Below are 24,268 nucleotides of genomic sequence, written 5' to 3'. Positions count from 1 at the left end.
CCTAAGACTTACTATTCACTGTCGATTGAAGGTTTACCTTTGATCCAGAATAAGTCATTCCTTCCGGCTCTTCCATTAACCAAAGCGGTGCATCAAGATCAAAATAATGTATATTAGGATGCGCTGCCGCTAAATGTGCAACAGCGCTAACGGAAAGTGAAGATTCCATCATGCTTCCCACCATACACTTCACACCAGCTGTTTCTGCGATATCTGCAATACGCCATGCTTCACGTATGCCACCACATTTCATTAATTTAATATTAATGAAGTCTGCATATCTTCCTTGAACGAGCTTTAATGCATCACTTGCTGAAAATATACTTTCATCGGCCATAATTGGCGTTTGCACACGATCTTTGACGTACTTTAACCCATCCCAATCTTTCGCGTGTACTGGTTGTTCAATAAATTCTATATTTAAATTACGATTTTCCATCTCTTGAATGATAGAGACCGCTTCTTTTGGACTCCAACCTTGATTCGCATCTAAACGTAATGTCGTATTTCTTGGTACCACATTTCGAATTGCCTCAATACGTTCCAAATCTAAATACGCCTCTTTACCCACTTTAATCTTTAATGTTTGAAATCCTTTTTCTATATGTTTCTTCGCTTCTTTTGCCATTAATACAGGCTCATCCACACTCACTGTAATATCGGTATAAATTTCTTTCTTCCCGCCTAACAATGCATATAACGGTACATTTTGATATTGGCAATATACATCATATAAAGCGATATCTACCGCTGCTTTCGCACTTGAATTTCCAATACAACTCATTTGAATGCGCTGTAGTAACTGCTGAAACTGAATGATATCTTGACCAATTAAACATGAACGCATCGGTCCTAAAATCGCTTCTTCCATTCCACTGGTGAAATCACCCGTAATAACTGGTGTTGCGGCTGCAGCCCCCTTACCAATCACTCCTTCGTCTGTATGAATATAAACATCTATACTTTCAATTTCTGTTACAGTACGAAGTGCGGTTTTAAACGGTGTATGAAGTTTTACACGTCTACGATTTACTTTTACATCTGTAATTTTCATTTCGTTCATCCTTTCGTTCTCCAATGAAGTGAAATTTTAATCCACCGGAGATTTATACCCACAGATTATTAGGTAAACCTATTGGGCTTTTACCCTCCTATCTCCCTACTTTGTTTTCGTTTACTTTTGATGTAGGACGATAATGTGAAATAAAAAAATCCAGCCATAAGAATGATTCTTACGGCTGGATTTTGTCTATGATTGAGTAGACAAAGCAGCAATCTGATTATATTTTTTCTGTGCATCTTTTAGCGCTACAAGTAACGCTTTTTGAGAAGAGCCGAAATATCGGTTCTTTACTTCCATTACTAACGCCGGGTCATTTATATTTTTATGTAGAAATAAATATTTAACAAATTGAGATGTTAATGCAATTGTCGCTGAGCAGTCTGCATCTACAATTTCCCCTGTATCCTTAACAAGTACAAATGCTACGAAATAGCTTTTAAACTTTTCAGTAATGGGATTATTTTGAGGTGCTTTCGCATCCCCTACGATATAAATTGTATTTGAAGCGTACACAGCTATCTTCCTTTCGTATACGAGGATAACGGGTTTCTTAATAGTCGTATGAGCGAGGAACTCAACGTTGATTAAAAAATGTATCCGCTTACCTTGTATTATAATACAATTGACAGAATTTTAACAACATTTATTTTAGTGCATATTCCATATTTATGAAAATAGCTTAAACTCTTCATTTTTACAATATGTGATTGTTCCTTGTACCATGACATTCATACATAAAAAAAACAGTTAGCGATGGCTAACTATTTTTTTCATTACTTGGGCATCACAAATATAGTTTCATTTGACTTAGAAAATTGATACTCTTTTCTCGCAAACTTCAAAATTTCTTCCTCATCGTCTGTTAAATTTTCTATGTTAGTCTTTAAAGAATCTTTATCTTTCTTTAAAGATACTAATTGTTCCTTTTGATCCGTAATCGTATCTTTCTTCTTATCAATTACTTCTTGTTGTTTCGTTAAAATATATTGAACGTACAAAGTAGTTGCTGCAATAAAAAGGACCATTAAAATAAGTCGCCTTAACTTCTTTTTATTTATCCTAAGCTTGTCACTAGGTTGTGATAATTGCTCTGGTATATTAGGAACATTTACTCGTTTGAGTTTCCTCATTCAAATCCCCCTAACCCATATTTTTCACTACCATCGGCACGTTTTCTTACTAGACTAGATTCTATTCTTATAAAATAAACTCCTTCCCAAAAATATCCCATAAATTAACCAATTAAAGATAGCATTCGACGACATTTCCATATTTACACCGATTTTTTTTATACATGCTGCTATAAAATAGTAGTTTCTGTAATTCTTTTTCTACTATTGTAGAAGAGTTTTTTTACACACAAAATTCCTTCCCTACATATCCATGTTATAACATGCTTACAAGGAGGGGAAATATGCATTACCGCACATTAGGCAAAACTGGAATAACTGTTTCTGAAATAGGTTTTGGGGCATGGGCAATCGGTGGTGATGAATGGGGACCTGTTAACGATAAACAATCTATAACTGCTATAAAAAAAGCCATTGAGTGTGGTGTGAATTTTATTGATACTGCGGATGTGTATGGTTTAGGACATAGTGAAAAGTTGGTGGCTACCGCGATTAAAGGACATCGTAATGATATTATCCTATCAACGAAAGGTGGTTTAATCGGACATCACTACGACCCTAATGGCGTTCCTGTATATGATACTCCCGAAAAAATCATCGCCGCATTTGAAACAAGTTTACAACGTCTTCAAACAGATTATATTGATCTTTATTTTTGTCATATTTGGTGGCATAATCGTAGAGAAACCGAAGCATTTCTACGTGCATTTGACATATTAAAACGTGATGGCAAAGTAAGAGCAGTCGGTGTTTCGACTCATGATTTACAATACATTCATCATTTCAATAACAACAACGAAATTGATATCGTACAACTTGATTACAATATATTAAATCGAAAACCAGAAAAAGATATATTACCATTCTTACAAGAGAAAAATCTAGGAGCTGTTATTCGTGGTCCATTAAAAATGGGCATTTTAACTGGAAAATTCACAAATAAAACAATTTTTCCAGATGGAGATTTACGCAAAGATTGGCCAAATGAAACTTGGTTTCAAGAAGACTTACAAACCGTAAAGAAACTTCGGTTGCTCTCAAATAAAAATCAGACCCTAGGGCAACTTGCACTTCGCTATGTACTCTCTCATCCGGCAGTAAGTGTTGTAATTCCTGGTGCGAAGTCAGGAACGCAAGCACAAGAAAATGCAAATGCATCTGTTCGCCCTATTTTGAGTGATGAAGAGCTTAACTATATTCATTCAATATAAAAAGCCCAATCCGAGCTTTTTAATTTGGCAAACTAATATCATACTCCATTCGTTTCGCTGTGTCCTCCGCAACATGCACACCTAACAAGTTTTTCACAATATGAAATGCCATATTAATTCCAGCTGAAATTCCGGCAGATGTTATAATATGTCCTTCATCTACAAACTTTACATTTTCTATAACTTCAACATTTTGAAACTCATTTTTAAACTTTTCAATACTAGCCCAATGTGTTGTTGCTTTTAAACCTTCTAGTAAACCTGCTTTCGCCAGTAATAACGCTCCTGTACAAACTGAAGTCATCAGCTTTACTTCTTTCATTTGCTGGCGAATCCATTTTATTACTATTTCATTTTTTATTTCATATTCTCTAGCACCTAGCCCACCCGGAATTATTAAAATATCCACTAGCGGTAAATTTTCAATACTATAATCCGGCTGTACCTTCAATCCGTTCCTTGCTGTAATCATTTCCCCATTCTCACTAACTGTATAAACAGTAAATGGTTTTTCTTCATTCACCTCAGTTACAGAAAAAACTTCAAATGGCCCTGCAAAGTCTAACACTTCTACTTCATTAAATAAAAATATACCAACACTCCATTTATTCATCATAAGTTCACTTCCTGTTTCAAATGATGTAAAAGATGGTCATATCCTTTTTCTAATGCAATATCATACGCTGTTTTCCCATCATTTTTCTTAATCATCTTATTAGCTCCATTTTTAAGGAGTAACATAATTATTTCTTCATTTCCTAATAATGCTGCTTCGTGGAGTCCTGTCCAGCCACCACTTTGCATAATATTTACATCTGATCCTTTTTCAATTAAGAAAGCGACAAGTTCACTTTGCTTGTTCGCAATTGCCGCTTGCAAAGGTGTATTTTCATTTTCGTTTTTTGCTCTACTATGTATATCTGCACCGCTTTCTAAAAGAAAACTCGCTATTTCTTTCTGTCCAAAATAAGCTGCTAAATGAAGTGGTGTCCAGCCATCTTCACTACATTCGTTAACAATACTTGGACTCGGCTTTATAAACTCCACTACTTTTTCCTTATTACCACTTATAACAGCTTGTGCTATTGATTGTAAATGCTCCATAATAATCTCCCATCCTTCATAGTATTTAAGCATCCCCCTTCTACATGTTCTATTAATTATTACATTTTCCTTTTAAAACCTTAAGTTTACATAATAATATTATACATTACTTTTTTGTGCTTAATGTTGAATAGCAATAATGTTAAAAATAATACCTTTAAACTATGAAGACTATGATTTCATTAGAGTTACTGAAAAAAGCAATTAAAAAAACTATACACATAGTTTTCATCATATTCGTTCAGTTGCATGAACTAAAACAGGTAATGTTTATTCTGTGCTATTCATGCTTTCAACATATCAAATAATATTATTCCAATAAAAAAACAATCCATTTTTAAAATGGATTGTTTTTTTATTTCTGTTTTATGCGGTTTATGTTATTTTTGTATTTTCAATGACGAAATAATTACGTTTACAAAAATGAAACACTACTATTTTAGTCCCTCTTACACTAAGTTTTTCATTTGAAAACAAAAACTTATTTTCGCCTTACGATTGAAAAAACGTATGTAAAACTTTCTAAAACAGCTGCCTTATCATACTAATCTATAGCAATTCTGTCTTCTTCCCTTACCTGTTTCCTTTAACACATACGATTTTAAAACAAGCGCCGTTAATGAATCTGTTAGTGTTTTATATGATAAATTTGATAATGCCAATAGATCGTTCGTATATAACATTCTATGCTTCTCTAATAATAATAGTACTAATCGTTCAGACGGTTTTAATGCCTCATCACTTTCTAGTATAAAGTCTATATTTTTCATTTCTCTAATTATTACTCCTTATATAAAAAAATACTTTAGGTGCTAATTTAATATAAAAATAATACACAACAAAATTTGAAATATATTAAAATAGCATTGCTTTAAGACACTATTATACTATAACATATAAAAAGCATTTGCCGAAATAGGAAATGCTTTTTATATTGCTTATATAATTCTTCAAAAACTACATTTAAAAACGGTTAGTCATTCTCTAAATATGAATGACTAACCGTCTTCCAGCTTCTTCTCAATTAACATGTTTTACCTTAAATATTTCTTGCAATATGCGGCTTACTGTAATGACTTGTTCCACCACCACCTACTACTACTTTACCGCCTTTTTCAAAAATTAATAATTTACTTGAACCATCTGCAAGAAGCACTATTACTTCAGCATTATTACTTGTTGCTACATAAATTACATAACCACTCTTTGATATACAAGTTTCCCAATTCGAATCAAATTCTGATCTTACTACACGATTTGAATACACTTGATTTTCAATTCTATCTTGTTCTACGTTTTCCAAATTTATTCTCCCCTCTTCCCTGTATAGTTATATATATATTAAAATAGCAGTCCTGTTTAAAATAGCGACCGATTTTAACATAAATAGTATATGTAATTAGTAGGAGAATGCTTAGACAATGGAAACGAAATAGACTTCGAAAATTTTACAATTGAAACTTCTCTTTAATCATTTCCGCTACTTCTTTTGCACTCAAATACGTGTTATTAATTTTTATATACTCTTCTTTTTCAATTTCACCATGAAGAGAGTTTAATCTATGCTTTTTCATCGTTTCTTTCAAATTATTTTCAGACCACTCAATATCTCTTTTTTTCGGTTTATGTTCTAATCTATTCGGACTTTTATTCCGTTCTAATCTTTCATCTAATTCCGCTTCCAGCTCTACAAAATACACTGTCCCACCTTTTGATTCAAAAATACTTTCTACATGATGTATATAATCCCAATCCGATTGGAGGTCAAATGCCCATATATACGTAAAAATCATTCCAGATAAATGACTTTTAGATACTTCTTCAAATATTTCATTACGAAATAAACTTACTAGTCTTTTTGCTTCTGTCGTACTGTAATCAAAAATTGGACTTACTAAATCTATTGTCATGTGGTTATGAAAAAGTTTTAAACCGGTTAATGTTGCTAATTCTTGACCCACTGTCATTTTCCCAACTGCTTGTGGGCCAAATATTAATATAAGTTTCATTTATTTCCCTCCGATCTTTCTCTATAAACAATTACATAAAATTAAAAATAAGGCAGCCGATTTTGAATCGATTGCCTAATTTTTTTATTCATAGTATTAGTTCTATTCTTTTCGCACAGCTTCAAAAGTAAACATTTGATTTGCATTTGACGGTTCGTTTTTATAAGCATATTCAGCAGAGCAAGTAAAATTAGAGAAACCTATACTTTCTAACAGAAGTTTAAACTCTTCTATCCCATACCAACGTACCGCAAAGCGTTGTAGTTCTGTTTGTACTAACTGTCCTTTACTCCACTTTTCATATTTCAAATATGATACAGTAACTTGGTTCAGCCAATCTATTTCAATTGATTTATTTTCTAATGTGATTCCGTCTCCGCTCGGCAAAGAGAAAGTCGATGTATGAATTCCCCCAGTCTTCCAGTCATGCGGAAGCATAATATCTACAATTAATCGTCCATCTGGATTAAGATGTTCATAAAAACATTTCAATGCATTTATAGAATCCACACGATTTTCAATTAAACAAAAAGATCCAGTAGGAATGATAATTGCATCATATTTATGCGGAAGTGACAATTGTTGCAAGCTTCCTTCATATAAATTAGGATGTAAGCCTCTCTCTTTACAGCGCTTACGGAAAGAATCTAGCATTTCAGGTGAATAATCTATCCCATCCACTTTAAAACCAGCCTCTAGAAGCGGAATGATGACACGCCCTGAACCTACTGCAGCTTCGAGGATTCTTCCTCTACAATCTTTTAAACGTTCTTTGTAATACTCAATATCACCATTTAAAGAATAACCGACAGGCTTTGTGTAATCATACAGTTCCGTACAAAGTGTACTATAAAAACTAAACATTTATTTTCTCCTCCGTTTTTACGTACGGAAGATTTCAATTCAACTAATCTTCCTGTACCTCGAATTTTAATGAGATTTTGAAAGAGCTGACTGTCATAATATATCACTCACTTTCCATAGAATATAATGATATTGTATTACATAACCTTCCAATTTGAAATATAAAAATTAAAAATTCAGACTATAAATTAAAGAGCTTACTTTAGTAAGCTCTTTAGAAAAAATATTTATTTCACCATCGGCAATGTCACTTCACTTAATTTCACTGTAAGTTTCGTGCCACCTTTCGGTCTAATTGTATAATCATAATCACTTGCAATTAAAACAACTCCGATTTGATGCCCCACTTTAAATACATAATCATCTGGCTGCATGTCCCATGTAAATGTATAATCTTTGCCCGGTTGAATCGCTGTTGAATTTTCTATACTCTTTAAGTTTTGTGGATCCATCCAGCCTCTCGTTACGATTTCCGGCTTCGCTCCTCCATAGTCAACAAGTAATGCTGTTAAATTTGATACAGATCGATCAATATTTCCTGTAATTGAAATCTTTGGTGTACCACTTATACGCGTATCTTTTTGCAGTACAGGCATTGTATATACTAATCGATTTGCTACTTCTACTTCTGGGTTTGCTACTAATTGATTTGATTTCATTTGTGCATCATCTACGAATGAGAAAACTTTATTAGCCGATCCCATACTTAATGGCAAATTGACTGATTTATTACTTAAATACATACGGATTTTTGAAGGTACAGCCTCTGGATCTGGCCAATTTTTTATCTTTTGCCACGATTTATTTTCTCTTTGCACATCAACCATTGGTTCATCCATAATTCCATTTTCAATTCCGTATAACCAATAATCTAACCATTTATTTTGTGTTTGCTGCCAGTTATTACTTGATGTCCCACCATGACCACCTTGGTGTAGCCACATTTTACGAGGAACATTATTTTCCGCAAGTGCTTCCCACCATTGCGCGAACTGTTTCGTCTTAACATTCCAATCGTTTAAACCATGAACAACAAATACACTCGCTTTTACATTTTTAGCATCTTTTACATAGTTACGTTTATCCCAAAAATCATTATAATTACCTGTTTTTCGGTCTTGTCCAGCCGTTAACTCTTTTATAACTTGTCCGCAAACTTCAGGATTTTCCCTTGTCAGTACTGCTTCTGCCATATTATCTGTATCTTCTCCTTGATATCCGCCTGGAGCAATGACTGCACCATTTGCACGATAATAATCATACCAACTACTAATTGCTGCGATTGGAATAATTGTTTTTAAACCTTCAACTCCAGTAGTCGCAACAGCATTTGGTAATGTACCATTATAAGAAACTCCAGTCATACCTACATTTCCTGTAGACCAATTTGCCTGAACTTCCTCACCCTGTTCTGTAAATGCTTTCGCACGACCGTTTACCCAATCAATAACAGATTTTGTCCCGAGTATCTCTTGCTCATCTCCAGTTGTAGGACATCCATCTGATTTTCCAGTACCGATACTTTCGCCTAGAATAACTGCATAACCTCTTGGCACGTAATAGTTCCCATACGAACCAAGATTAACCGCTCCATACGGTTTTCCTTCATACGCATACAATTCTTCATCTACATTATATACAGGAACATCTTTTAATCCAGATCGATATGGACTCATTTCATAAATAACAGGAACCTTCACATTCGGATTTGTCTTTGGACGCATAACTTTTATCGATACTCTGTCTTTCTTACCGTCGCGATCACTATCAACTTCTGTCTCTACATATAAATTTTCGATAATAGCTTCATCGAGAGAATAAATCGGCTTTGTCATCCCATTTTCTAATTCAATTTTCGTATTTTTAGTCTCTTCCTTCTTCTCTGCATGCACATTCATAGTAAAGCTAGGTATAATTGTTGCAGATAGCATTGCTGACAGTGTAATTGCCATTTTCTTTTTACTCAAAATGTTCCCTCCCCTTATTCGTTCTCTTTTACTATATAACAAAATAACTGAAAATTCAGTTTTATTTTTATATAAAAGTTGAGAAACTCAAAGATTTCTTATTAAGTAAAATTTAATGCAGGTGTGAAAGTATTTTCCCACTCCCCCCTTCTTTATAAAGTGAAACTTTAATCAGCACTCACCAATCGGGCGTTTACGAGCAGCAGGGCCCCCTCCTAACTTCTTTGCTTCCCCTGAATTTTGAAGTGGGGGTCTTACTGCCCGGCAAATAGCGGGATAAATAGAGAAAAAGACAACCGATATTTCTATCGATTGTCTTACATTCCATTTATTATTTTTCTAACTCTTTAAAGGTATCTTTCAAGTCTTTATCAGATACCTTTATATCTGCATTTTTAAGCAGATCTCTAGTAACTTGTTGATGGAATTGAGGATCTTGTATACGTTGCTGTTCTAATTCTTTACGAATATTTTCTTTCTCTTCCTCATACGGTTTAAGCTCTTTTTTATCCGTTAGCTTAATAATATGATATCCGAAAGAAGATTTAACAGGTTCACTCAATTGACCAACTTCTAACTTATACGCAGCATCCTCAAATTCTTTCACCATCATACCAGGTCCAAATTCAGATAGTTCTCCACCTTTTTCTTTAGAACCTGGATCCTCTGAATATTGTTTAGCCAATGCCGCGAAATCTTCGCCACTATTTAATTTTTCTTTAATTTCTTTTGCTGTCTTTTCATCTTTCACTAAAATATGGCTAACTTGAAGCTTTGGCTTATAGTGATTTTTAATATCTTTTTCCGTTACGGTTGCTTTAATAGCTTTTTCAAAAGCGAAAGTAAGCTTTAATTTCTCTTTCAACTGATCTTCATTTTTCACACCATTAGATTCCATATATGTATTAAAATTATCGCCCATCTTGTCTTTTAATTCTTTCAGTTGTTTCGTTATCTCTTCATCCGTAACTTTATATTTATCATTTAATACTTTCTCTACTACCATTTCAGATAAATTCTGTTTACCGTAGTTTTCTTTTAATTTTTTGTTAAAATCACTTTCTGAAATACTTCCTGATTTTGTAGTTACAATATTATCTGATGAACCACATGCAGATAAAGATAACGTCATACCCATTAAAATGCTACCAATTACTAATTTCTTTCTTTTCAAATCTGAATACCTCACTTCATTAAATTCAAATATAACTATGTAAATATAACGTTTCCCTGTGAACTTCACGTGAATTTAATGAAAGTAGAACATTTGCTAATTCTCCATTTAATACATCAATTTTGAAAATTATGGTGATTCATCCTGTATCGCTAATCTCTAAAGCTGTAAAAAGGACTAATATTTTCATCAGTCCTTTTTCACATTTATATAAAATTGAATTTCTCCATCTATAGAGGAAACTCCATATTCAAAACCATGCCTTTCTAAAATACTTTTCACTATCGCTAGACCTAATCCTGTACCTGATTTTTCTTTACTACGAGAAGATTCTAATACGTAAAAAGGCTCCCAAATTTTCTCGATATCTTTAATTTTATCCGTATGAATGCCATTTTTTATTTGGAAATATATACTTTTATTTCTATCTTCTAATGTAATTATTATGTTTTGATTTGCTGTATATTTTATCGCATTAGAAATTAAATTTTGAAATACCATTCTCATTTTATTTAAATCTGCATAAACGATTGTATCGCCCGTATTACAATTTACTTGCAAGTTAATTTCTTTCGAATCCAGTTCAATCTGATGCTTATCTAATATACTCTGGACAAGTGGTTCAATGGGGAATTCTTCTTTTTGTAAAATATCTCTTTCTAGTTTAGAAAATCGTAATAGTTCTTCAATTAAGTTTGATATTTGATCTGTTTGTTTAATAATTGTATCTACGTAAGTCCCATCATCTAATCCATCTTTAATCCCCATAGAGTATGCTTTTACTAATGCGATCGGTGTCTTTAATTCATGCGTTACATCACCCATAAATCGTTTTAAATGTTCATTACGATCAGTTAAATCTTGATGTGCTTCATGTAGTTTTTCACTCATGATATTAATACTATTGGCCAACTCTCCTATTTCATCATTCGTTTTCACTTTCGTTCTTTTAAACTGCAAATGTGAAATATCCTGAGCTACATCACTTAGCTCTTTCAGTGGCGTCGTTATTATTTTTGAAAGTATCCACACAAGTAAAATAATAAGAAGGAGCGAGAAACATACGATGTATAAGTAAAATGTATTTAACGTATTTATAATTTCATTTGAATTCGCAATGGAAGTCCCAATTAAAATTATCGTATCATCCTTCGCAATATATTTAGCAAAAAAACTCGATTTTACCTTTCCTTGATCGTACAGTTTATTCGATTGCCCTTCCGTCTTCACTTTCATGACTTCGTCTTTCGTAATCCAAAGTTTATTTAAAGTTACTTTCTTTTTCGTAAGTTGCATGCGTAACGCTTCGTTCATAGCATCTTCTGACTGATTAATCGGTGTATACGCAATTGTAACGTTGTTTTCACTTTCAATTTTATGAATAACATCCTCTATATTTCCCACTGTTGTATTTTGTATTTGTGTTGTAAATTTATTTAAGTTTTCACGTGTTTTATAAATATTATAGTTCGGTAAGAGATTGTTAATGAATAATAATGAAATCATAAAGATGAGAATAACAGTTGCAGAAATGCTGAAAAATAACTTTTTCCCAAGTTTATTCACTTTGTTCCTCCAAACTATAGCCCAGCCCGCGATGCGTCTTAATAATATTTTCTCCAATTTTTTTACGCAGCCTTCTTACATGTGTATCAACCGTTCTCTCTTCTCCAAAATAGTCAAATCCCCATACCATATCTAGCAATTTTTTACGAGTTAAAATCGTTCCTTTATGATTTAAAAAGCATTTTATTAATTCGAGCTCTGTTTTTGTAATTTCTAACTCTATATCATTTTTATATACTTTATTTTTGGCGAAATTTATCTTTACATCTTGTACTTGAATAATATCATCATGCTGAATAAGTTTTTTCGCTCGTGTAATTAGTACTCCTGGATGAAATGGTTTTTTTACGTACTCATCTGCCCCACTTTGAAGCGCCGCTAATTCATCTTCGCTTTCACTTTTCGCCGTAAGCATTAATACTTTTACGCTTGAATTCTTTTTTATTTCCTGACAGACAGTAATACCACTATGTTTCGGCATCATCCAATCCAAAATTGCTAAATCAATTTTTTCATCATAAAACATTTGAAGTGCTTCCTCTCCGTCTTTCGCTAATAAAACTTCGAAACCTTCTTTTTCAAAATAAGCTTTTAAAATTCTTAACATATCTTGTTCGTCATCTGCAATTAAAACTTTCATATTTTTTCCTCCATTGCTTTTAAACAAAAACCAATTGTATCATACAACATCTTTGTTACATGAATGTGACAGAAAAATATTTAAAGCTTTTGAGGGGATAGTAATGGTGAGGTGTTGTATTATGATAAAAAAAATCGGGGTCATTTCTCTTCTTTTATTTCTATTATCAACAAATGCGTTCGCAAAAACCAATCAACAAATTGAAGTATTTGATTGTCAAAAAGAAATGGTCATTCAAAAACAATCTTTAGATCCAGTAATCCAAAAAGAAGCAGTTCAATACGCTAAAGCAATAACCGGTCCATTTAAAAACTTAAATGTCGTTCCAAAAGATGGCTATATGATAAAAATCCCATTATCTAAGCCGGTTTCTATTACTAATCAATGGTTACACACTACAATAGACGAGGTACTTATACTGCTCCCACTAAATGAAAAGCCTTATATTATGCTTTATGATGATGAAAATAATCCACATTTTTATTATGTAAAAGGTAAACCAGGATTATTATTGAAACAAATGAACGTTAAAACGTAATTGACTGAAAAGGAGTCACCTTATAAGCTAAATTTTAAAAGCTAAGGTGCTCTTTTTTATAATAACAATTTAGTAAATGAAATTATAAAAGTTGTTTTTTAATATAAGGGTCGCAACTTCATATATATCAGCGATTTTTAAGATATATCGATTTACCAACAAAAACCCTGTCCGTAGCTATTCTTTGGATAGCAATCTCTATAATAGTTTGTAGTGACTCGATCCCTTATATAATCCCCCTTTTACAAATCCATTTGCAGTATAAAACACATCCCCTTGCTTCGTGTCAGCATGTAAAACAATCACTTCAAAATACTTTTCCGCATGACATAATAGTTGGTTTAATAATAAGTTCCCTAACCCTATACGCCGATAATCCCTTGAAATATAAAATCTCCTTAACCGTCCAATCTTATTGTCTTTTGTGTACGGATCCTCATTTAAACCTCCAACTCCAATTAACATATCACCTTGGAAAACACCATATAAACATTCTCCAGTTTTATTGAATACATTTATTTTGTTTTTATATTCATTTATTAGCCTTATAAGGAAATTAAAGCCCTCTTCTTCACTGTCTTGAACGAGATGACTGAATTCATATTCCATTAAATTTTCTATTTGTTGAATATGTATATCTTTCAAGTCCATTCCCCCTAAGTACGAAAATACCTAAAAATGCTCGAGAATCATTTATTCTGAGCATTTTTATGCTTGTTACTTTATTTAATTCATAGTATGCATATACTTCACTTCATATGTAAATCGATAATACAGTTGATTAATTTTATTATGAAAATATAAGAGCCTTGTTACAATCTAGTGTGTCGTAAGGCTCTTTAAAGTTGTTTAATTCTTATTGAACTAAAGCATCTGTTTGTTTAAGTGTATACATTCACCATTTATAATTTCTCTCAAATATACTATCAGTTTATATATTCCTCATTCTTCTCTAACAGGTTCAAGATAAATTATAATTTGTTAATCGATATGTTTGTGTAACCACTGTTCAAATATCTTTAACTGTTCTTCGGTATGAAAGTAATGTTCACCCGTCTCCATAATTTCTAATTCACAACAATGTTTTTTTGTAAAATAGTTAATAGTTTCAAGTTCACACAGTTCATCCTTAGCTCCGTACATAATATATGTATCTGTATTCCATGTACTAATAGGATGCTCTTTTACATAGCATAAATAATCCCAATATAACTTTTGACCAATAGGTGTCTCTATAGTCATTTCTTTTTGCAAAAGCTCCGGTGTTACATTAAACCATTTCATCATATTTTCAATAATCCGTTCCATATTAACTACTGGTGATAAAAATAATGCCTTTTCTAGCACATCATTTTGATAAGCTAAAAGACTAAAATACGCCCCCATACTACATGCAAATACGTTTATTTCTTTCCAATGTACTTTTGCGTAGTTCATAATTATAGATAATTCACTAACACAAAACTGTACTTTGCAAGGAGTGTTATCATTTTTTCTTTCTCCATGCTCAGGTAAATCCAAGCTTAATACTTGATAACCTTTTCGATTGGCTTCTTCAGCTAATATTTGAATAACTGCATCTTCCTTATTTGACATATTTCCATGTACTGCAATAAAAACTTTTTCACTCTTCTCTCCCCACAAAACCGCAGGAATATTACTAATTTTAAAATTATTTTTAAGCATATTCCCCTCCATAAAATAAGACATATAGGACTCGAAAAAAATGCACACACTTTATTTATCTCTGTACAGCAGGCAGTATCCGCTTTAACTCTATTAAATCATCTATTACTATATCAGCCTGAGCAAGTTCCTCTTCTTGCGCAAAATCAAAATTGCATCCAATTGCAAGTAAACTGTTGTCTTTCGCTGCATTTATATCAGATAGCCGGTCACCAACTACCGCTGCCTCTTTTATATCATATTTGTTCATAATACTTTTAACTAAGTCACTTTTATTTAACGATTGTATTTGTTCAATACTAAACGTTTCAGTCACCCACTTGTCTAAAGCATAATAAGTTACGATTGCTCGTAAATATTCTTTCAAACCATTACTAGCAATGTAAATTGAACAATTATTTTCTTTTATATATGTAAATATTTCTTTTACATTTGGATATAAAGCGCCTTTTCCGCTTTTTATGTTTTCAATAAGTCTATCTAAAAAATATGCATCTGTTTGTTCTCTTACTTCAATAGAATGGTCCGGTAATAAAGCTTCCCAAACTTTCGGTAACGGCACACCCATAATTTCTCTATATTTATCAATTGGTGTTACTGTATCCCATAATTGTAGTGATCTTAAGTGATTGAAAGTATCATCTAATGATAATTCTAAAATTTTATCTGTTTGAAATAACGTTCCGTCCATATCAAAAATTAATGCTTGTAACATCTCATTCTCTCCTTTTGAACTATAGTACAGTTTTACTCGTTATATTTTTAAGCATCTCAATAATAATTTCTGAGCAATAATTCGCAGCAGTTTTCGCGAAGTCATCATAAGAAATTTGAGCTTCATCATCTGCGCTGTCAGAAATACATCTTATAATGAGAAACGGTATATCATTTATGTAGGCAACATGTCCAATTGCTGCCCCTTCCATTTCTGTACAATGAGGTGCGTATTCGTCTATTAATTTCGCCTTTAACTTTGAATCTTCAACAAAACATTCACCGCTGACAATTCTTCCTTCATGAACTGCAATCTGTAAACTACTACTAATACAAGCTTTACGTGCTAACTCTATTAATTCCTTACTTGCGATAAATTCTTCCTTGAACGGAAATAAATTTTTCATTTGAGTTTTACTTACATCATGATGAGTAACGTTAGTTGAAATAACTATATCGCCGACTTTTACATCTGAATGTAATCCGCCAGCAACGCCCGTATTAATGATAGAGTCTACATCAAATTTATGAATTAATGTTTGCGCGCATGCAGCTGCATTTACTTTCCCTACACCAGAACGTGTAATAATTACTTCTATTCCCATGAATTCTCCAATATAAAAAGGCATTCCCGCTATTGTCTGTTCCTCTTGTATAACTAGTTTTTCTAAAAGTAAATCTATTTCAATTTGCATTGCTCCAATAATGCCGGTTCTGTTCATGTATGTAGTCTCCTCTTTATTTATAAGTCGGCCAATATATTATGTAATACACCATAATTTTCAGCTATCCAATTCATTTCATCTGCAAAGCGTGAAGGTGGTACACTATGCTGATCCATATTGGCATGGATCCACCAAGTACTCTCCATGTACCAAAGCATTTGAATTGCCCGAACAATATTCCCTACTGGAAAGTCTACTTCATTGCGGTACCCTTCTAAAAATGATGCAACAAGACTCTTATTTAATACTCCGTCACTTAATGCGCACGATATAACTACACGGCCAATATCTAACTCTACATAATCGTAATCCATGCGATCAAAATCAAGAATCGCTGATACTTTATCATTAAGAAACAAGAAATTATCTACCCATAAATCACGGTGCACCCATGCCCGTTGGCTATTATGAAATTGTTCTGTATTTACCAATTGTGTTGCTTCTTGCTGTAATTTTATATAAGGGAGAATGTGCTCTTTTCCTAGCTTCTCTACTTCTCTCCTTTTATCTTCCCAATGTTTCAATCTTGCCTCTTTAGTAGGTGGAACAAATTTAGGATTTTCTCCTTTTATTAAAGAGCCATCATTTAACAAGTTATGCATATAACCTATCGTCTGACCAAGAGAGTGAATTTCCTTTTGATTCACTTTTCCTGGTGAAACTAAGCTACCTTCCTTATGTTCTAATACTATAAATCTTTCATCACTTTTTGATATATGCATTACATTATTTTTATAAATTAATACCTTTGGACAACTTACACCATTATTATGTAATCTTTGCTGTTGTTGTAATGCTTGTATTAAAAGGTCTGAGTTATACATTTTGTACCGTTCTTGATTATATTGCTTTAATACAAAATCCCCTGCATCCGTTTCGAGTTTCCACTTCAAATTTAGCCAACCACGATGAATAGGTATTGCATTTCGAATTTTAAATTCAAATAAAGTTTCACATTCTACTTTCAGCTCTTGAAAAATCATTGTAGCTTTTTCATTAGATAACGGCTCTATCATCTTACTTGTCCTTTCTTAACTTGGCATTCCTTTCACTCTCTCTAACATAACCGACAATAAAAATTTCGGAAGTACAAGTTGTCTCTTTAACCTTTTCGGCTGTGAGAGTAACCTATACAGCCATTCAGTTCCAGTATCCCTCATTATTTTTGGTGCTCTTTTTACAGTACCAGATATTATATCAATCATGCCTCCGATACCAATAGATAGCGGAACGTTTAATGTTTGTATGTTTTCATAGATGAACTCTTCTTGTTTTGGTGAACCTAGTCCTACGAGTAGTAAATGCGGCTTGAATTGCTTAATTTTCATTTTTATTTCTTCTATTTCTTCACCATTTACAAATCCATGCTGTCCTTTAAACTGTGCTCCTGGGAACTGCTCATTTAATTTTTCTAATGCCTTTTTATTACTTTCTGGAGCGGCTCCAAAAAGAAAGACACGATATTCATTGTCGTTACAATATTTTATTAAATCGTGAGTTAAATCCGCCCCAGTAACACGTTCTTTCAAAGTTCCTTTTAATATTTTCGAGCCAATTATGACACCAATCCCGTCCGCTGTTATTAAATCCGCAGATAGTAACATCTTTTTAAACTGCTTTGATTTTCCCGTATTTCCCTTTGCAGACATAACAATTTCAGGATTTGCAGTTACTACAAACCTTGGTTTCTCTTGTTGTTCATGTAGCCAACCTTTTAATAAACTTATAGCTTTTGCATATTCTAAAGTTGAAAAAGGTATACCTTTTATAAACTGCTGATCCACTATACTCTCCCCTTACATAAGCTGCAAATATTCATCAATGTCTTTAGAAATTTGAATAAAAGCTTTATTCCAAAATTCATAATTTCTTATATCTATTTCAAAATGTTTTTTCATAAGCTCTTCCACTGGAGCCTTTCCTGTTTCTCGTAAAAACTCTTTATATTTCGAATGAAAAGTACTTTTACCTTCTTGAGCTATTTCTAATAAACTAAAACTTACTAAATATCCAAATGTGTATGGATAATTGTAAAAAGGAACATCTGCTATATAAAATTGAATATATTTCATCCATACAAACGGCTGGTATTCACTTAAAGCATTTCCATAAGCTTCTTTTTGTGCAATTATAGATAATTTCTCAATTTCATCAGCACTTAAAGGACCCTCTTTACATTTTTCATAAAATGTTTTTTCAAACTGATACGATGCTCGTATTGCCATTACATAATTAAAACTATTTCTTATTTTCCAGCTAAGTAATGACTTTTTCGTATCTTTACTATCCGTTGTTTCAATTAGATAATTTAAGAGTACCGTTTCAAAGAAAATAGATGCTGATTCAGCCGTACTCATTGGCAAATAATCATCTAAAAAAGATGTAGATTGTTCAAAACTCATATTATAAAAATGCCAAGCATGTCCTAATTCATGAGCGAGCACTCTTACACTATCTATACTCCCATCATAACGAATGGAAATTCGCGATTCTTTCTCACTGAAAAATGGAGCACAAAACCCACCTGGTGGTTTATTCTCTCTCGGTTCAGCATCTACCCAACCACTTTCTATCGCATTACGTGCAAATTCTGCTAATTCTTCATCAATATTCTTACATGCATCATAAACGTTTTGTATTGCTACTGAAAAAGGAATCATGACCTCATTACTTTCCTTTACCGTCATAAGTTCATGCCATGTAATTGAAACTTTCCCTTTCTTATACACGTTTAAAGCACTTACTAATTTATCAAGGTTTTCTTCTGTCGCATTCCACATTTGGAATAATACAGTTTCTGAAATGCCATTCGCATGAAAAGATTGTGTTAAAATCTCTCTATCTTCTATTTCACTACTCTTTGCATTACGCAATCTCCCTATTTGATTTAATACAGTAGCAAAGATTTCTTTTTCCTTATGTAAAGTATTTGTAAGTAACTCGAATACTTCTAATCTTTCCTTTTCATTTTCACTATTCATTGCAATATTATTTGCTTGTCCAAAGGATAATTGTTTATTATTGTGCTCTATTTCTATCCTATCCCGTAATTGTATGTACATATTTTCCCACGCACTAAGTTCATTTTTTATAAACTTAGTATTAATATTATCGGAAGTTTCTACTTCACTATGTTTTATTATTTGCTGTACTTCACTTTTTAGTTCCTTCACTTTCACATTCAATTTAGTAAGGTCAGATGAAACACTTTCTTCAACCGATTGACAGTACAAATAGTATTCTGCTTTTTCAATAGCTTGTATAAGCTTTGAAAGAACCTCTACATCTTTTGTTACAAAATATTGCTTTTTCAACTCTAAAATCGGAAATAGAATATCCTCATTCAAATACAATCGATTTAAATCCCATCTAGCAATTTCTTGCATTTTTATAGCCGCCTCCTATTTTTACAAATAGTTACAGATATTTCTTCCTACACAATTATATATGAAATGAAAAAATTTCGATATCCTTAAATATTCAGATTCCTATAAATACATTCTTATTTATACTCTTTTCTTCTACCATAAAGTATCATTCCACATAAAAAAAATACTCCCTCTACAAGATTGCATTTGATATAGGCTAACTTCAAAGGTTTCATCTTCATCAATACCATATCGACCGATTATCACAGATTAAAAAATAAAAAAGGATTGATCAAAAGATCAATCCTTTACTCTACTTCATTTAAGAAAAATAACGTTATAACGCCAGGACCTGTATGTGCTCCGATTGCTGCACCAATTGTATTTACGATAAATACTTCACAACCGAATCTTTCCGTAATTAATGATTTTAATGCTTCAGCTGTTTCTAAATCGTCACCGTGAGTCATACCGATTATTTGACCTTTAAGGTCTTTACCACGCTCTTCCATAATATCAACAATACGGCTTAATACTTTCTTTTTCCCTCGTACCTTTTCAAGTGGTACAAGTTTTCCTTCTTCCACGTTTAAGATAGGCTTAATGTTTAGTAAACCACCGATAAAACCAGCTACTTTACTTAAACGTCCACCTCTAACAAGGTACTGTAAGTCAGCTACAGTGAAGATGTGCTCCATATGGTTCATTAGAAAAGCGACACGGTTTAAAATATCTTCTTTTGATGCGCCGTCTTTTGCCATTTTAGCAGCTTCTAAAACGACAAGACCTTGACCAAGCGAAGCACATTTCGTATCAATAATTTCTAAATCTAAATCTACATATGTTTCTTTTACTTCCTCTTTAATGACAACTGATGATTGATATGTACCAGACAGTTCAGATGAAAAAGCTAAATATATACAAGGGTTACCTTCTTTTGCATAAGAAACAAATTTTTCTTGGAAAGTTTCAAGTGAAGGCAATGACGTTCTATAAACAGCGCCTTCTCTCATTTTTTGCAATAATGTAACTGACTCTAATGTTACTCCATCTAAATACTCTGTTTCTGCTTCATCATATACACGGAGTGGAATTAAATCAATATCATATGCTTGCAGCAATTCTACTGGTAAATCCGCCGCACTATCCGTAATGATTTTAACACCCATTTTTAAACCTCTATTCTGTTATAAATATAAAATAATAAAATAAAAATAGTACTTTTAAATTATATACGTAAAACTTAAATGAAGAAAGGAAAACACTTTATATTGTATGCACTATTCTTCAAAACTTGAACTGTTAATGAAAATGATTCTATTTTAAACACCTTTTTCTTATTATTTTCTATAACACGAGTAAATTTATAAGTATTTTGTATCAGTATATTTTACTTCTTTAACTTAATATTATCTTTTCAAATTTATACTGTTTAAAATTGAAAAGCCAAATCCAATAAAGGAAATGGCTTTTCAATTTTCATAAAATAACCAAACTTTATTTTCCATCACATTGTTTGTTTACATTCATACTTTGGTGATGTTGAATATTAGTCCAGTTATGATAAATATTTATAGCCTGTACTATAATTAAAATAGTGAATATTTACCTGTAAGATGCACTATATCTAAAAAAGGTTAAACATTTTATAAAATATTTAATTTTACTAGTAAAGCTAATAAAATTTGGAGAAGAATTTGAACATTTACTGCTATGTCTGTATCTGTAGTCGTAACTGTAACATTTCTAGAATTTCTAATAACAGTTTCTTGTTTATTAACTTGTTTAATAGATGATTTTTGAAACAATTCTTGTGCTACACGGTCAGCTTTTTCACTATCTGCTATAGAAATACTTATTATAACCACAATAGCTGCTTGTAAAGCTGCTTGAATAGATAACGCAGCTTTTGTATCTGTAGTAGTAACTTCTACATCTGCTGAATCTACTATTGTAATAGATTCTTCAGAAATTTGATAAGTTTTACTTTCTTGTGCAGCAGCTTCTGAAACATTAGCGTTTTTAAAAGACGGATGAGGATTTGAAGAATCTAATGCACTCCACTTTTTATTTCCATCTGAATGACATGTTTTTTCCATAAGTTCACCCCCTTTCAATCTAAATAACTATTAACCTGTGATTGTATTTCAGAAACAATACTTTTAATTTGCTGCTTTTTTTCTGGCGATAAATTCTTTAATTTTTCTTCATTTATCCCATGCCTATTAAAAATATCTGAGAGTAAAAGGTCTATAATTATATTCTTTTGATCCTTATCAAACTTAAAGGAAGAGAATTTATTTAAATCATCCATTTACAATGTTCACTCCAATCAGTTTTTTTATAAAAATTTCAAATAACTACCAGCATTATATGTATTTAAATACAAAATGCTTGGACAAGTAACTTAATCTTTTATTTTCACTACTTTTTACTAATAAAATCAAAAAGCTGTCTTCTAATACGAAGACAGCCTTCCTTTACTTCACATATATAAGTTTTGTTCACTGTTAAATAATAAGTTTACCTTTGTTATTGTGTAGCTTTCCACACTTAATTTCCCATCAATCTTGAATATTAATTCAGTCATAATGAGAAGTCCAAGCTTGTACCAAATATTACAGCAAAAAATATTTACCTAAAGTGAACCTTATGGCTAAATATAAACAGAATTGACACTTTATAAAATGTTTAGTTTAACTAGTAAAGCTAATAAAATTTGAAGAAGAATTTGAATATTCACTGCAATATCTGTATCAGTAGTTGTTACGGTTACGTTTCTGGAATTTTTAATAAATGTTTTTTGTCTATTAATTTGTTTAATAGATGATTTTTGAAACAATTCTTGTGTTATTTTATCTGCTTTTTCACTATCTGCTATAGAAATACTTACTACAACCACAATAGCTGCTTGTAACGCGGCTTGGATAGATAGCGCAGCTTTTGTATCTGTAGTAGTAACTTGTACATCTGCTGAATCTACTATTTCAATATATTCCTCAGAAACTTGATCGATTTCATCTGTTTGTATAGCTTCTTCTAAAAAATTTGCATTTTTACTATATGAATAAGAATTTACTGATTCGGAATCCTGATTTATTGGCTCAGAAACCTGTTTTTTTGGTTCAAAATCTCGATTTAATGGATCACGTTTTTTCTTTCTTCTACAAACTTCACAATCACACATAAAATCACTCCTTTTAGTCTAAAAATTTAGCAATATGAAAATATTGGCTAACTACTAGCATTTTATGTATTTTTTAATAATTTGTTTGGACAAGTAACTTGAATTTATATTTTACTTCTAATTCTTTTTTGTAATAACAAAAAACTGCCTTCTAACAAGAAGACAACCCTCTTTTATTTCACATTTATATAAAAGACCCATACTTAAATACACTTAACTTCATATGATATATTGCATCCTTTCTTTTTAGAATGAGTAGTCGTTACTGAAGGGCACTTTTCGAAGTGCTCTTATATTTAATCCCCCCTTTTTCAGGAGGATTTTTTTACTAAACTCTAATACAATTTGCATCAACTAGGCTGGCGATTATCACATTTCCTTAAGAGATTCAATTAATACAGTAACTACTAATTAAAATAACGCTATGATCTCTATACACTTAAACAATATCGCGTTACCGAACGTATGAACTAATTTTTATTTTGACTATGTAACACTAAATTCACAAGATTATTATCCTATGTTTGGTGAAGCCATTATTTCAATGCCAGCAAACCCACACCTTTAACTAATAAATTAAACAAATGTTCTATATAATGAAGATAGCGCTAGTATTTCGAAGGAGGATGTATATGAGTATTCAATTGGCTACATCTAATGATCTAGAATGGATTAATAATCAATATGAATCGATAGGATTTGTACGAAGTGATTTAAAGAGAGATAAAGTTGCAATTATTACATATAACAACGAGTATGCAGGTGTTGGACGATTAGTCCAAATAGATGCAGATACTATAGAAATGGGTGGGATTTTTATTCTCCCTAAATTTAGAGGGCTACAATTAGCTGGTGAGCTTGTTTCATTTTTAGTAGAAACTATAAAAAAATCACAAATACAAGATGTATATTGTCTTCCTTTTGAGGAATTAGAAAACTTTTATAAGAAATATGGCTATACTGAAGTCGATACTACAAAAGAAGCAGTCCATCCAATTATTCTAAAAAAATATAATTGGTGTTTGGAGAACTACGATAAACACGTTCTACTATTTAAATTGTAAATGTAATAAAAAGTATATTCTCAATCGTTTTTCTATCAGTACTCCTAATCGGAGCCTAAGGATTAATCAAAGATATTTTATCTCTCCTTTTATAAATGGCTGATTAAAACTCAATGTTCCGTCAATACTATAGGTAACATGATTGTATTTCTCCATTCCCCCTTGGAGAGGAGCAGTTAGCTTTTGCTAGCTGCTCTTTTATTTTTTCAAAAAGTCACATAAATATCTTTAATTCCAAACATTCAAAAGATAAAATGT

27 protein-coding genes are annotated in these 24,268 nt (G+C 32.0%); 3 read left to right on the top strand and 24 right to left on the bottom strand.

Annotated elements, in window-relative coordinates:
• Position 1: 1 nt before the first annotated feature.
• The 3 genes from C4S65_RS11350 to C4S65_RS11340 all read right to left on the bottom strand — a co-directional run bounded on the left by C4S65_RS11350 (position 2) and on the right by C4S65_RS11340 (position 2,193).
• Positions 2 to 1,063, bottom strand: a complete 1,062-nt coding sequence (locus C4S65_RS11350) for a dipeptide epimerase (protein WP_001004553.1) — start codon at positions 1,061 to 1,063, stop codon at positions 2 to 4.
• 186 nt (positions 1,064 to 1,249) lie between these two features.
• Positions 1,250 to 1,576: a DUF3870 domain-containing protein gene (locus tag C4S65_RS11345; protein WP_000271314.1), complete on the bottom strand. Its 327-nt coding sequence runs from the start codon at positions 1,574 to 1,576 to the stop codon at positions 1,250 to 1,252.
• 260 nt (positions 1,577 to 1,836) lie between these two features.
• On the bottom strand, positions 1,837 to 2,193 hold the full coding sequence (locus C4S65_RS11340; protein ID WP_001228726.1) for a septum formation initiator family protein: 357 nt from the start codon (positions 2,191 to 2,193) through the stop codon (positions 1,837 to 1,839).
• A 284-nt stretch (positions 2,194 to 2,477) separates the two neighbouring features.
• On the opposite strand from C4S65_RS11340, the gene C4S65_RS11335 reads away from it, so the two are divergent.
• Positions 2,478 to 3,404 carry an aldo/keto reductase gene (locus tag C4S65_RS11335; RefSeq protein WP_098838730.1) on the top strand — a complete coding sequence of 309 codons (927 nt, stop codon included), beginning with the start codon at positions 2,478 to 2,480 and terminating at the stop codon, positions 3,402 to 3,404.
• A gap of 19 nt (positions 3,405 to 3,423) precedes the next feature.
• Here C4S65_RS11335 and C4S65_RS11330 read toward each other — a convergent pair whose 3' ends face one another.
• From C4S65_RS11330 to C4S65_RS11285, 10 genes are all read right to left on the bottom strand, one after another.
• Complete coding sequence (locus tag C4S65_RS11330; RefSeq protein WP_061667187.1) at positions 3,424 to 4,020, bottom strand: DJ-1/PfpI family protein; 597 nt, start codon at positions 4,018 to 4,020, stop codon at positions 3,424 to 3,426.
• Positions 4,017 to 4,508 (bottom strand): ankyrin repeat domain-containing protein, encoded by a 492-nt coding sequence (locus C4S65_RS11325; protein WP_116365921.1) that lies wholly within the window; start codon positions 4,506 to 4,508, stop codon positions 4,017 to 4,019. The genes C4S65_RS11330 and C4S65_RS11325 overlap by 4 nt, the downstream gene beginning before the upstream one ends.
• A gap of 539 nt (positions 4,509 to 5,047) precedes the next feature.
• On the bottom strand, positions 5,048 to 5,278 hold the full coding sequence (locus tag C4S65_RS11320; RefSeq protein ID WP_000789031.1) for a hypothetical protein: 231 nt from the start codon (positions 5,276 to 5,278) through the stop codon (positions 5,048 to 5,050).
• 269 nt (positions 5,279 to 5,547) lie between these two features.
• Positions 5,548 to 5,811 (bottom strand): hypothetical protein, encoded by a 264-nt coding sequence (locus C4S65_RS11315; protein WP_000432429.1) that lies wholly within the window; start codon positions 5,809 to 5,811, stop codon positions 5,548 to 5,550.
• 145 nt (positions 5,812 to 5,956) lie between these two features.
• Positions 5,957 to 6,517, bottom strand: a complete 561-nt coding sequence (locus C4S65_RS11310) for an AAA family ATPase (protein ID WP_000767069.1) — start codon at positions 6,515 to 6,517, stop codon at positions 5,957 to 5,959.
• A 102-nt stretch (positions 6,518 to 6,619) separates the two neighbouring features.
• Positions 6,620 to 7,381: a class I SAM-dependent methyltransferase gene (locus C4S65_RS11305; RefSeq protein WP_103945229.1), complete on the bottom strand. Its 762-nt coding sequence runs from the start codon at positions 7,379 to 7,381 to the stop codon at positions 6,620 to 6,622.
• Positions 7,382 to 7,608: 227 nt separating this feature from the next.
• Positions 7,609 to 9,348, bottom strand: a complete 1,740-nt coding sequence (locus C4S65_RS11300; RefSeq protein ID WP_098517001.1) for a Xaa-Pro dipeptidyl-peptidase — start codon at positions 9,346 to 9,348, stop codon at positions 7,609 to 7,611.
• Positions 9,349 to 9,679: 331 nt separating this feature from the next.
• A complete protein-coding gene (locus tag C4S65_RS11295) occupies positions 9,680 to 10,522 on the bottom strand; it encodes a peptidylprolyl isomerase PrsA (protein ID WP_042973340.1) in 843 nt (280 codons plus the stop codon).
• Between the two features lie 189 nt (positions 10,523 to 10,711).
• A complete protein-coding gene (locus C4S65_RS11290) occupies positions 10,712 to 12,088 on the bottom strand; it encodes an ATP-binding protein (RefSeq protein ID WP_001037227.1) in 1,377 nt (458 codons plus the stop codon).
• A complete protein-coding gene (locus C4S65_RS11285) occupies positions 12,081 to 12,728 on the bottom strand; it encodes a response regulator transcription factor (protein WP_000865985.1) in 648 nt (215 codons plus the stop codon). The genes C4S65_RS11290 and C4S65_RS11285 overlap by 8 nt, the downstream gene beginning before the upstream one ends.
• Before the next feature lie 121 nt (positions 12,729 to 12,849).
• On the opposite strand from C4S65_RS11285, the gene C4S65_RS11280 reads away from it, so the two are divergent.
• The gene (locus tag C4S65_RS11280) at positions 12,850 to 13,266 is read left to right on the top strand and encodes a hypothetical protein (protein ID WP_000591758.1); all 417 of its coding nucleotides are present in this window, start codon (positions 12,850 to 12,852) and stop codon (positions 13,264 to 13,266) included.
• A 198-nt stretch (positions 13,267 to 13,464) separates the two neighbouring features.
• Here C4S65_RS11280 and C4S65_RS11275 read toward each other — a convergent pair whose 3' ends face one another.
• From C4S65_RS11275 to C4S65_RS11225, 11 genes are all read right to left on the bottom strand, one after another.
• The gene (locus tag C4S65_RS11275) at positions 13,465 to 13,911 is read right to left on the bottom strand and encodes a GNAT family N-acetyltransferase (RefSeq protein ID WP_000651678.1); all 447 of its coding nucleotides are present in this window, start codon (positions 13,909 to 13,911) and stop codon (positions 13,465 to 13,467) included.
• 336 nt (positions 13,912 to 14,247) lie between these two features.
• Positions 14,248 to 14,952, bottom strand: coding sequence for an alpha/beta hydrolase (locus C4S65_RS11270; protein WP_098285674.1), 705 nt, complete (start codon positions 14,950 to 14,952; stop codon positions 14,248 to 14,250).
• Between the two features lie 55 nt (positions 14,953 to 15,007).
• Positions 15,008 to 15,667, bottom strand: coding sequence for an HAD hydrolase-like protein (locus C4S65_RS11265; protein WP_000938427.1), 660 nt, complete (start codon positions 15,665 to 15,667; stop codon positions 15,008 to 15,010).
• Between the two features lie 19 nt (positions 15,668 to 15,686).
• Positions 15,687 to 16,388 (bottom strand): 5'-methylthioadenosine/adenosylhomocysteine nucleosidase, encoded by a 702-nt coding sequence (locus C4S65_RS11260; RefSeq protein ID WP_001082283.1) that lies wholly within the window; start codon positions 16,386 to 16,388, stop codon positions 15,687 to 15,689.
• Positions 16,389 to 16,408: 20 nt separating this feature from the next.
• The gene (locus C4S65_RS11255) at positions 16,409 to 17,407 is read right to left on the bottom strand and encodes a phosphotransferase (protein ID WP_098517002.1); all 999 of its coding nucleotides are present in this window, start codon (positions 17,405 to 17,407) and stop codon (positions 16,409 to 16,411) included.
• Positions 17,408 to 17,422: 15 nt separating this feature from the next.
• Complete coding sequence (locus C4S65_RS11250) at positions 17,423 to 18,175, bottom strand: WecB/TagA/CpsF family glycosyltransferase (RefSeq protein ID WP_000372661.1); 753 nt, start codon at positions 18,173 to 18,175, stop codon at positions 17,423 to 17,425.
• Between the two features lie 12 nt (positions 18,176 to 18,187).
• Positions 18,188 to 19,777: a M3 family metallopeptidase gene (locus C4S65_RS11245; RefSeq protein ID WP_001155366.1), complete on the bottom strand. Its 1,590-nt coding sequence runs from the start codon at positions 19,775 to 19,777 to the stop codon at positions 18,188 to 18,190.
• 290 nt (positions 19,778 to 20,067) lie between these two features.
• Entirely contained in the window at positions 20,068 to 20,928 is an 861-nt protein-coding gene (locus C4S65_RS11240; RefSeq protein WP_000538279.1) for a DegV family protein, read from the bottom strand.
• Positions 20,929 to 21,405: 477 nt separating this feature from the next.
• A complete protein-coding gene (locus C4S65_RS11235) occupies positions 21,406 to 21,858 on the bottom strand; it encodes a spore coat protein (RefSeq protein WP_061666577.1) in 453 nt (150 codons plus the stop codon).
• Positions 21,859 to 21,872: 14 nt separating this feature from the next.
• Complete coding sequence (locus tag C4S65_RS11230) at positions 21,873 to 22,073, bottom strand: hypothetical protein (RefSeq protein ID WP_000342254.1); 201 nt, start codon at positions 22,071 to 22,073, stop codon at positions 21,873 to 21,875.
• 366 nt (positions 22,074 to 22,439) lie between these two features.
• Positions 22,440 to 22,946: a spore coat protein gene (locus C4S65_RS11225; protein ID WP_061666576.1), complete on the bottom strand. Its 507-nt coding sequence runs from the start codon at positions 22,944 to 22,946 to the stop codon at positions 22,440 to 22,442.
• 632 nt (positions 22,947 to 23,578) lie between these two features.
• Between C4S65_RS11225 and C4S65_RS11220 the strand changes: the two genes are divergently transcribed.
• Positions 23,579 to 24,010 carry a GNAT family N-acetyltransferase gene (locus C4S65_RS11220; protein WP_061666575.1) on the top strand — a complete coding sequence of 144 codons (432 nt, stop codon included), beginning with the start codon at positions 23,579 to 23,581 and terminating at the stop codon, positions 24,008 to 24,010.
• The last annotated feature ends 258 nt before the right edge of the window (positions 24,011 to 24,268 follow it).

It is taken from the genome of Bacillus sp. ok061, from assembly GCF_900108285.1.
In the GTDB taxonomy this organism is placed as follows: Bacteria; Bacillota; Bacilli; order Bacillales; family Bacillaceae_G; genus Bacillus_A; species Bacillus_A thuringiensis_S.
Note: the sequence above shows the minus strand (reverse complement) of the source record. Positions and strands in the feature narration are given on the sequence as shown.